Here is a 10,910-nt window from a genome sequence, read left to right on the forward strand (position 1 = left end):
TGCGTTTGCTGTATGAAGGTAACCCGATGGCATTCCTTGCAGAACAAGCGGGCGGTAAAGCCAGCGACGGTAAAGAACGTATTCTGGATATCATCCCAGAAACCTTGCATCAACGCCGCCCGTTCTTTGTCGGTAACGAGCATATGGTTGATGATGTCGAACGCTTTATCCGTGAGTTCCCGGACGCATAAGTTCTGATTTGTGGTGGATAACGCTTACGCTTATCCACCCTATAAAAGCTAAAAAACCGCATTTGCGTAACACCGTTCACTTAAGTCAATGAAATAGGGGAAACACCGGGATTTGGTTCCCGGAGGGACGCCAAACCCGGTGGTCGCCCCGGATATCTCATTCTTAAACTAATGGTGTTACGCATTTGCGGTTTTTTTTATGGGTAACAAGGTTCATTCGTAGGTCAGATTAGCGTAAGCGACTTCCAACATTAACAACGAAACGTGGCCATTGCCGCCACAAGCTGCTGCGACTGTTCTTCAAGCGATTGCGTTGCCGCGGTGGATTCCTGAACCAATGCCGCATTCTGCTGCGCTGCTTCATCCATCTGACTCACCGCGATATTCACCTGTTCGATACCCGAACTTTGCTCGTTTGTCGCATTGGCGATTTCGCTAACCAGGCGGGTCATGCGCATCACTTCTTCGGCGATTTCATCCATCGTTTCACCGGCTTGCTGCGCCAGTTCGCGACCTTCACCCACATGATTTTGCGAGTCAGAGATGAGCGTGCGGATCTCTTTTGCCGCATCCGCGCTGCGGCTGGCGAGCGTGCGAACTTCACCCGCGACCACCGCAAATCCACGCCCTTGTTCACCGGCACGCGCCGCTTCTACGGAGGCATTCAGCGCCAGGATATTGGTCTGGAAGGCGATACCGTCAATTACACTCAGGATGTCTGCGATGCGGCCGGAACTGCTGGCGATATCTTGCATTTTTTCAATCACGTAACACACCATTTCGCTACCACGGTCAGCGGTATCAGAGACGTCTTTCGCGAGTTTATGCGCCTGCTCGGCATTGTCGGCGTTCTGTTTAACCGTCGCGGTTATCTGCTCCATGCTAGCAGCGGTTTGCTCAAGCGACGTGGCAGTCGATTCAGTACGTTGGGAAAGATTGAGATTCCCGGCAGCCAGTTCACGGCTTCCAATATCAATTTGTGAGCTGGCGTCACGCACTCGGCTGACTGATTCCATTAAGGAATCGCGCATTATGATAATCGCCGTAGCCAGGCGACCAAATTCATTGTTGCCCGCAGGTGGCAACAGTTGGGTCAAGTCGCCTTTGGCGACAAACTCCAGTTGCTCAATCGACTGGTTAAGCGGTTTAAGTAGCAAATGACGCAGCGCCAGCCATACCAGCACGATAATCACGGCGGTGAGCAATGCGGCGATAATGATAAGCGTCAACACGATAGTTTTGTGCAGTTTCACCGCTTCAACTTCACTTTTACCGCGTTCTTCACCCCAATGTTTGAATATATCCACATCGGTATCAAACTTCTGCGACAACGGAATTAGGGTGTTTTCGAGCAAATCATAGTAATCGTCGGGGCTTTGTTTGGTGAGAGCGGCAAGCATCGGGTTGATGCCTTTTGCAAGGTAATCCGCATAGCTTTGCGATAGGTTCTGAACCAGGCGGTTGCCCTCTTCGTCATCCACGCCGCTGTCGATAAACTCTTTTAGCTGCTGTTGTGCCTGAGTGACATCGCTTGTGACGTAGTCTGTGGATTTTGTCGCATCTTCCAGCAAACCAATTTCCATCTGGCGAACAGCCTGCCCTGCTCCATTACGCGCACGCAGCAAAGAAACATAGCTGTCGGACAAGCGCACCATCTGCTCACCCTGTAAGTGGCTGATTTTTTCCAATGAGGTAGAGCTTTGTTGCAGAGCGTAAACGCCCATGCCGCTGACAAATAACAACAGGAAGGTCATGACTGCCAATAACGTCAGCAGCCCCGTACGAATAGACAAATTTTTCAACATGCTCTTTTCCCGGTGACAGAACGAATAGATGTTATCGACTGTCACCGGGGAAAGTTTAATACTCCTTATGTTTCCCGTTGCAGGGGCGTGAGTTTCGCCCCAAAGGGGTGAGGCCAATCACTGACTCAAGTTTGACCAGGTTGGACCTTAATACGCTTCACTGGCGAGCTTTGGCGGTTTTCCCACAACACAGTCAGACCGCGTTGTAGCGCAATGAAAATAAACAGCAAAATGCCAATAGCGATTTTCGTCCACCAAGAACTCAGCGTGCCGTCAAAGTTAATGTAGGTCTGAATCAGCCCCTGGATAGCCACACCAAACAGTGTGCCAAGAACGGTTCCTACCCCCCCGCTTAATAGCGTGCCACCAATAACCACCGAGGCAATCGCATCCAGCTCAACACCCATCCCCGCTAGTGCGTAACCCGCTGAGGTATAAAGCGAAAAAACAATTCCTGCGAGAGTCGCAAGGCCGGTTGAAAGCATATAAATGCGGACGGTGGTGCTGCGCGTTGAAATCCCCATCAGGTTTGCTGACGTGGCACTGCCGCCAATGGCGTACACCTGATTACCAAATCGCGTGCGGTGCGCAAGGAAAATACCAATCACGACCACGGCTAACATCAGCAAACCCATAGCGCTCAAACGCCCGCCGCCGGGAATACGCCAGGCGAGGCTTGAAAGGGTGTCATAAATCGGGTGATTAATGGGAATTGACTCCTCCGACACCAGGTAGCTCACCCCGCGCAGGAAGAACATTCCGGCGAGCGTAATGATAAAGGCCGGGATTTTCAGCCCATCAATCAGCAACCCCATAAACGCGCCAAATGCGCAGCCCATCACCAGTACCAGCGGGAAAGCAACTAACGGCGATAATCCCCAGAAACCAATCGCTTTAGCCAGGAATACGCCGGTAAAGGCAATCACCGAGCCGACCGAAAGGTCGATACCACCAGACAAGATAACAAACGTCATGCCGACGGCGATAATCCCAAGAAAAGCATTGTCAGTCAGGATGTTGCAAATGACACGCGTTGACGCAAAACCCGGAAATTGCGTCAGGCAATACAGATACCCCAGCACAAACACCGCCAGGGTAATCATCAACGGCAAGTTACGTTTGATCATGGCGACGGAGTCCTTTGAGCAGAGCAATAAAACGTGGTGACTGAACAATCAGCACGCACAACACCACCACCGCTTTCACCACCTGGTTAAGCTCAGGCGGGAAACCAGAAAGCAGAATGCCCGTGTTCATCCCCTGGATAATCAGCGCGCCAATCACGGATAGCGCGATGTTAAAGCGCCCGCCCATCAGCGAGCCACCACCGATAACTACCGCAAGAATGGCGTCCAGCTCCAGCCACAGACCGGCGTTGTTGGCATCGGCACCACGAATATCAGCGGTCACAATAATCCCGGCGATTGCCGCACACAGGCCGCTTAATACATAAGTCAGCATCACGACGGTACGCGTATTCACGCCAGCATTTTTGGCGGCACGAATGTTGATCCCCACCGATTCGATGAACAATCCCAGAGCCGTTTTACGGGTGAATAACCAGAAGACCAACAGTGTTGCCAGCACAATAATCACCGGCGTTGGGAAGAAGAACAGCGAGCCGCTGCCGAGATACGAAAGGTTTGGCGAGTTGAAGGTCACAATTTGCCCAGCGGTAATCAACTGCGCCACACCGCGCCCGGCAACCATCAGAATAAGCGTTGCGACAAACGGCTGAATCTTGAGGATCGCCACCAGAATCCCGTTCCACAATCCTGCCAGAATACCCACGCCAAGTGCAGACAGGATAACCACCGTCAGGCTATGCCCATCGACGGTTAACGTTGCCGCCGTCGCACCGGCAATCGCCATTATCGCCCCCACGGACAAATCGATACCGCCTGTCGCTATTACAAGCGTCATCCCAATGGCCAATAATGCGACAGGAGCCGCACGGTTGAGTATGTCTATCGGGCTGCCGAACAGCCGCCCATTTTGCACCACAATATCAAAAAAGTGGTTAGCGACCAGGCTATCAATCAGCAACACCAACACCAGCGCCACCAGTTGCGGAATACCTGGCGGCCAACGGAAGCGGTGTTTTGGTTTGTCGACGTTGATCTGCGGCAATGAACGAGGCATCACGTTTTACTCCTTATGCCGCAATGGCATTCATAATTGCCGATACAGAAAGCTCAGCGAGTGGGATCTGGGCCACTTGCTGCCTGTCACGCATGATGATCACGCGATCCGCATAGCCCACCAGCTCTTCTAGTTCAGACGAAATAACCAGTAGCGCCAGGCCATCGGCACACAACGTTTCTATCAAGCGGATAATTTCAGCGTGCGCGCCAACGTCGATCCCGCGCGTAGGTTCGTCGAGGATCAAAAATTGGGGCTTGGTCAGCAACCAGCGCGACAGCAGGACTTTTTGCTGATTGCCGCCAGAGAGAAATTCAATCGGCTGATCAGGGCCGGGTGTGCGGATCCCAAGCTGGCGGATAAACCGCTCGGCAATCTGGTACTGCTCACGTTTGGGAATCGGCCGTAACCAGCCGCGCTGAGCCTGCAAGGCGAGGATAATATTTTCACGCACCGAGGCTGCGGCAATAATCCCATCGGTTTTACGATCTTCAGGGCAAAAACCAATCCCCAGCGACGAGGCTTTATGTGGCGAGCGCAACGACTGCGGTTTGCCTTTGATCCAGGCGTTGCCACTGTCTGCGGGTTTGATCCCAAAAATAACTTCGGCCGTTTCGGTGCGCCCGGATCCGAGCAACCCTGCAAGGCCAACGATCTCACCTGGACGGACTTCAAGACTGAAAGGATTGATCACCCCTTTCTTACCAAAATCTTTAAATGCAGCGACCGGTTTGTCGCTCAATAATGTGCGGCCAGCGCGATTCAACGCATTGGTGTCCAGTTCGCGCCCAAGCATCATTTTAACCAGTTCAATCTGTGGCAGATCAGCGGTGGCCCGCGTGCCGACAAACATGCCGTTACGCAGAACCGTGATGCGATCCGTTACCTCATAGACCTGATCGAGGAAGTGAGTGACGAAGATCAAGCTCACACCCTGATCACGCAGTTGGCGCATCAGGGTAAATAGCATTTCGACTTCTTTGGTATCGAGGCTGGCGGTCGGTTCGTCGAGGATCAGCACTTTGGCCGACAGATCAATGGCTCGGCAAATCGCCACGATTTGCTGCATCGCCACGGAATAACGGTTCAGCGGTTCGGCGACATCCAACGAAAACCCATAGGACTCCATCAAACGAGTGGCACGTTTTTCCATCTCTTTGCGTTGTATAAACCCAAAGCGACGTGGCTCGCGGCCAATAAACAGATTATCCGCCACCGACATATTCGGCAGCAGGTTGACTTCCTGATACACCGTACCGATGCCGAGCTGTTGGGCATGAGCGGTATTTTTCGGTGAAATCAGTTCACCCTCGAGATAAATATTACCGCTATCGCGTTGATAAACGCCGGTAAGCGCTTTGATAAGCGTTGATTTACCCGCGCCATTTTCGCCCAACAATGCCATGATTTCGCCGCGATTAAGGCTGAAGTCCACTTTGTCGAGCGCTTTAACCCCTGGAAAATGTTTCGATAAGCTTTCCGTGCGCAAAATTTCCTGGTTGTTATTTATGTCCATTACCGAGCTCCTGCCAAAAGCAGTAAAACTTCGTAGGGTGGATAAGTGCAGCGCCATCTTTGCCGCCCTTTTGCATGACGGTGGATGACGCTACGCTTATCCGCCCTACGAAAGAGAATTCTTTACGTTAGTAACCCATCGATTTCTTCTTCTCGAGCTCTTCTTTTGCCGTATCAGGCAGGTACAGCGTGGACTTAGTTACCGTGACTTTTTCCGGCAAGGTGCCGTCTTTCTTGAACTTCTCGAGTGCATCAAACGCAGGGCCTGCCATGTTTGGTGTCAGCTCAACGCTTGCGTTCGCTTCACTGTCAATCATGGCTTTGTAGATATCTGGCACACCATCGATAGAACCGGTCAGAATATCTTTACCTGGTTTCAGGCCCGCTTCTTTAATTGCCTGAATCGCACCGATCACCATGTCATCGTTATGCGCGTAAACCATGCAGATATTCTTGCCGTTGTTCTCGGCTTTGATGAAGCTCTCCATGACTTCTTTACCTTTACTGCGAGTAAAGTCGCCGGACTGAGAACGGATAATTTTCACGTTAGACGCTTTGGCAATGGCATCGGCAAAACCTTTCTTACGGTCGATTGCCACACTCGCGCCCACGGTGCCTTGCAGCTCAACCACGTTACACGCTTTGCCATTGAGCTCTTTAAGCAACCACTCACCAATCAACTGACCTTCCAGTACGTTGTTGGCCGTGACGACTGTCATGTACAGAGATTTGTCTTTTACATCGATATTACGGTCGAGCAGGAATACGGGGATTTTGGCCTCTTTTGCTTCTTGTAATACTGGCTCCCAACCCGTAGCAACGATTGGCGCGATAAAGATAGCGTCAACGCCCTGAGCGATAAATGAACGAACAGCTTTAATCTGGTTTTCTTGTTTTTGTTGACCGTCAGCGATTTTCAGCGTGATGCCACGTTTCTGAGCTTCGCTCTTCGCAACTGACGTTTCTGCTGCGCGCCAACCGGATTCAGATCCTACCTGTGAAAATCCGACCGTTAACGGAGCAGCTATCGCCATTGACGACATCGCTGCGGAGACAGCAGAGACCAAAAGTAAGCGCTTCCACATAGGTACATCCTCGTAGGGTTATAGTTAGTAATATTCTGAACTTCGAAAAAACTATAGCCGACATATGAGTTAACAGAATGAGTTACATCACAATTCAAACAAGTCACGTATATGCTTGTAACCGCTTACAAAATTTTATAAAGAATATGGCTATGTTTATGGATTTTCCCGTTGTAGGAAGGTTCTGGAAAGTGGCGTGGAAGAAACAAAATATTCACCGAAGTAATTCGAGTTACAGCCAGGCGGCAAGTTCAAGAATCCCCAGGAGCTTACTCAAGTCAGTGACTGGGGTGAGTGAGTGCAGCCAACACCGCTGTAGCTCGAAGTAAAACGGGTAAAAAAAGAGGCGGAGACATTTAAATCGAGTTAGCTATAATACGCGGCACTTAAATGACACCAGTTTAAAGGAAAAAGACATGAGCTTACTCAACGTCCCTGCGGGCAAAGATCTGCCAGAAGACATCTACGTTGTTATCGAAATCCCAGCAAACGCTGACCCAATCAAATATGAAATTGATAAAGACACCGGCGCGCTGTTCGTTGACCGTTTCATGTCCACTGCAATGTTCTATCCGTGCAACTACGGTTACATCAACCACACTCTGTCTTTAGACGGTGACCCGGTTGACGTTCTGGTCCCAACTCCGTACCCACTGCAACCTGGTTCTGTGATTCGCTGCCGTCCAGTTGGCGTGTTGAAAATGACTGACGAAGCGGGCGAAGATGCCAAGCTGGTTGCCGTTCCACACACCAAACTGAGCAAAGAATACGATCACATTAAAGATGTGAACGACCTGCCAGAACTGCTGAAAGCGCAGATCTCCCACTTCTTCGAGCAGTACAAAGCGCTCGAGAAAGGCAAATGGGTTAAAGTTGAAGGCTGGGATAACGCAGCAGCGGCTAAAGCTGAAATCATTGCTTCCTTCGAGCGTGCTAAGAAATAATCATTCTTGCGGCGGAATTTCCGTCAGCAACTCAACAGCATCCAAACTGGGTGCTGTTTTTTTTTGCGAATAATTGATGTAATAAATAACTACTAAGATTAATTAATTATTTTATCTATTATACCTTCACGCTATTAATAAAATATAACAATACAAATAATATATACCCCTCCCTTTTATTAATCCACAGTGCGTGCCTGTTCACAAAATAGACACTGATATTGTTTACTCTGAAATAGCAATGTGAGCTAATAGATATTCGCTCGCGACACGCCTTATTCACCCGCTGTGGGATTCACAGCTTCAATGATTCAATGATTCAATACCTTTATCTATGCCCTGCCAGCATGTCGCTTGATGACGCCTTCATCACAGCGGCCCGGAGAATGAACCATATAAAATAATTATTAATTTGAGGTTCTTATGAATGAAAACAAATTATTAGGTCTTGCCTGGATATCACCTTATATTATCGGATTAATAGTTTTTACCCTTTTCCCGTTTGTCTCTTCATTCCTGCTTAGTTTCACCGAATATGACTTAATGACTCCCCCCAGACTTAACGGGATAGAAAACTACCGTTATATGCTGACCGAAGATACACTTTTCTGGAAATCTGCCGCAGTCACCATCGCCTATGTATTTTTAACCGTTCCCTTAAAGCTGGCATTTGCATTAGGCGTCGCGTTTGTCCTGAATTTTAAACTTCGGGGTATCGGCTTTTTCCGCACGGCTTATTACATCCCTTCGATTCTTGGCAGTTCCATTGCCATCGCAGTGCTTTGGCGGGCACTTTTTTCCATCGATGGTCTGCTGAACAGTTTTCTCAGCCTGTTTGGCACAACACCAATCAACTGGTTTGGCGAGCCGCCGCTGGCCTTACTCTCAGTCGCACTTTTACAGGTGTGGCAGTTCGGGTCCTCGATGGTTATCTTCCTCGCGGCTCTGCAGAACGTCCCACAATCGCAATATGAAGCGGCCATGATTGACGGCGCATCCCGCTGGCAAATGTTCACCAAAGTGACGATCCCTCTGATTACCCCGGTGATTTTCTTTAACTTCATCATGCAGACCACCAATACCTTCCAGGAGTTTACCGCGCCTTACGTCATTACCGACGGCGGGCCAACGTATTACACCTATCTGTTCTCGCTCTATATCTACGACACCGCGTTTAAATACTTCGATATTGGTTACGGTGCGGCGCTGGCCTGGGCGCTGTTTCTACTGGTCGCGCTCTTTGCGACCTGTGCATTCAAGTCGTCGAAATACTGGGTGTTCTATTCCGCCGATAAGGGAGGCAAAAATGGTTGAGATAACAGCCATTAGTCATGCGGAACGTGAAGTCGCGCGAACATTACGCCGGGAGAAAATCAACCGCACCGTTCGCTATTTTATCTTGCTGCTTATCGGACTGTTGATGCTCTACCCGCTGGCGTGGATGTTTTCCGCCTCGCTCAAACCCAACCATGAAATATTCACCAACCTGAGCCTGTGGCCCTCAAACCTGACCTGGGACGGCTTTATCAACGGCTGGAAAACCGGCACCGAATATGACTTTGGTCATTACATGCTGAACACCTTTAAGTTCGTTATCCCCAAAGTGATCCTCACCATTATCTCCTCCACGGTGGTGGCCTATGGCTTCGCCCGGTTCGAGATCCCATGGAAGAAATTCTGGTTCTCTGCCCTTATCGCCACCATGTTGCTGCCAGGCACGGTGTTGCTCATCCCGCAGTACCTTATGTTCCGGGAAATGGGCATGCTCAACAGCTATTTACCGCTGTATCTGCCTACAGCTTTCGCCACACAAGGCTTTTTCGTGTTCATGCTCATCCAGTTTTTACGCGGCGTGCCGCGCGATATGGAAGAAGCGGCTCAGATCGATGGCTGCAACTCGGCACAGGTGCTGTGGTATGTGGTAGTCCCCATTCTTAAACCCGCCATTATCTCCGTCGCGCTATTTCAGTTTATGTGGTCAATGAACGACTTCCTGGGGCCGCTGATCTACGTCTACAGCGTAGATAAATACCCCATCTCCCTGGCGTTAAAAATGTCGATAGACGTCAGCGAAGGGGCGCCGTGGAACGAAATACTCGCGATGTCGAGTATCGCGCTCCTGCCCTCCATTATCGTCTTCTTCCTGGCACAGCGTTATTTCATCCAGGGTGTGACGAGCAGCGGGATTAAAGGTTAAGAGGAAAACATTGTGGCTGAAGTAACTTTCAAGAACGTGGAAAAGGTCTATTCCAACGGGTTCAAGGCCGTCAACGGCATCGACCTGCATATCGCAGACGGCGAGTTTATGGTGATTGTCGGGCCGTCCGGCTGCGCAAAATCGACGACTCTGCGAATGCTGGCCGGGCTGGAAACCATCAGCGGAGGTGAAATTCGTATTGGGGAGAAAATCGTCAATAACCTTGCGCCTAAAGCGCGAGGTATCGCGATGGTATTCCAGAACTATGCGCTCTACCCGCATATGACGGTGCGTGAGAATCTGGCCTTCGGCCTGAAGCTCGCTAAGCTGCCCAAAGAAAGAATCGCTGAACAGGTAAATGAGGCGGCGAAAATACTCGAACTGGAAGAGCTGCTCGATAGCCTGCCGCGCCAGCTTTCCGGCGGTCAGGCCCAGCGGGTCGCCGTAGGGCGCGCCATCGTCAAAAAGCCGGATGTGTTTCTGTTCGATGAACCGCTTTCCAATCTGGATGCGAAGTTGCGCGCTTCCATGCGCATCCGGATTTCCGATCTCCATAAGCAACTGAAGCTGTCAGGCAGCCCGGCCACCACCGTTTATGTGACTCACGATCAGACGGAAGCGATGACCATGGGTGACAGGATCTGCGTGATGAAACAGGGCCATATCATGCAGGTTGATACCCCGGATAACCTCTATCACGCCCCGCTGAATATCTTTGTGGCGGGTTTTATCGGCGCGCCGGAAATGAACATCAAATCCACCAAAATCGTTCGTAAAGAGGGTGCGTTTCACATCACGCTTGGCCAAAACACACTGGCACTGAATGCCTGCCAGCAGGAGAAAGTCGCGCACTTTGTCGATAAAAATGTCTTTTTTGGTATTCGTCCTGAAGAGGTGATGGTGTCAGCGCAGCCGTTTGCCAGCGATGGCGCGGAGGGAACGCTGATCCGCACTGAAAATATGGGGCACGAATTCTTTCTCTACCTGGCAGTCGCAGACGTTGAACTGACTGCCCGCGTCACCGCCGATGA

The 10,910-nt window shown here is 50.5% G+C and carries 9 protein-coding genes and 1 pseudogene; 5 read left to right on the top strand and 5 right to left on the bottom strand.

The genetic code is table 11. The annotated features are described in order from the left end of the window. A pseudogene (locus VJY99_RS16415) lies at window positions 1-191 on the top strand (fructose-bisphosphatase class I); the annotation flags it as partial. 251 nt (window positions 192-442) lie between these two features. Here the strand turns inward: VJY99_RS16415 and VJY99_RS16420 are convergent. From VJY99_RS16420 to ytfQ, 5 genes are all read right to left on the bottom strand, one after another. After that, complete coding sequence (locus VJY99_RS16420; RefSeq protein ID WP_324120368.1) at window positions 443-1,996, bottom strand: methyl-accepting chemotaxis protein; 1,554 nt, start codon at window positions 1,994-1,996, stop codon at window positions 443-445. Window positions 1,997-2,121: 125 nt separating this feature from the next. Next, the gene (gene yjfF / locus VJY99_RS16425) at window positions 2,122-3,123 is read right to left on the bottom strand and encodes a galactofuranose ABC transporter, permease protein YjfF (RefSeq protein WP_324120370.1); all 1,002 of its coding nucleotides are present in this window, start codon (window positions 3,121-3,123) and stop codon (window positions 2,122-2,124) included. Next, entirely contained in the window at window positions 3,110-4,141 is a 1,032-nt protein-coding gene (gene ytfT / locus VJY99_RS16430; RefSeq protein ID WP_324120372.1) for a galactofuranose ABC transporter, ATP-binding protein YtfT, read from the bottom strand. Before ytfT ends, yjfF begins: the two co-directional genes overlap by 14 nt. A 10-nt stretch (window positions 4,142-4,151) precedes the next feature. Then, the gene (gene ytfR / locus VJY99_RS16435; RefSeq protein ID WP_324120374.1) at window positions 4,152-5,654 is read right to left on the bottom strand and encodes a galactofuranose ABC transporter, ATP-binding protein YtfR; all 1,503 of its coding nucleotides are present in this window, start codon (window positions 5,652-5,654) and stop codon (window positions 4,152-4,154) included. Between the two features lie 127 nt (window positions 5,655-5,781). Further along, window positions 5,782-6,738 carry a galactofuranose ABC transporter, galactofuranose-binding protein YtfQ gene (gene ytfQ, locus VJY99_RS16440; RefSeq protein ID WP_324120375.1) on the bottom strand — a complete coding sequence of 319 codons (957 nt, stop codon included), beginning with the start codon at window positions 6,736-6,738 and terminating at the stop codon, window positions 5,782-5,784. 416 nt (window positions 6,739-7,154) lie between these two features. Between ytfQ and ppa the strand changes: the two genes are divergently transcribed. The 4 genes from ppa to VJY99_RS16460 all read left to right on the top strand — a co-directional run. Further along, window positions 7,155-7,682, top strand: coding sequence for an inorganic diphosphatase (gene ppa, locus VJY99_RS16445; protein WP_324120376.1), 528 nt, complete (start codon window positions 7,155-7,157; stop codon window positions 7,680-7,682). 423 nt (window positions 7,683-8,105) lie between these two features. Continuing rightward, window positions 8,106-8,996 (top strand): sugar ABC transporter permease, encoded by an 891-nt coding sequence (locus VJY99_RS16450; protein ID WP_324120377.1) that lies wholly within the window; start codon window positions 8,106-8,108, stop codon window positions 8,994-8,996. Next, window positions 8,989-9,879: a carbohydrate ABC transporter permease gene (locus tag VJY99_RS16455; RefSeq protein WP_324120378.1), complete on the top strand. Its 891-nt coding sequence runs from the start codon at window positions 8,989-8,991 to the stop codon at window positions 9,877-9,879. Before VJY99_RS16450 ends, VJY99_RS16455 begins: the two co-directional genes overlap by 8 nt. A 12-nt stretch (window positions 9,880-9,891) precedes the next feature. Further along, window positions 9,892-10,910 (top strand): ABC transporter ATP-binding protein (locus VJY99_RS16460; protein ID WP_324120380.1); only part of this gene is annotated, 1,019 nt, incomplete at its 3' end.

The sequence above is a fragment of the Buttiauxella sp. genome (genome assembly GCF_035271705.1).
Taxonomy (GTDB): Bacteria; Pseudomonadota; Gammaproteobacteria; order Enterobacterales; family Enterobacteriaceae; genus Buttiauxella.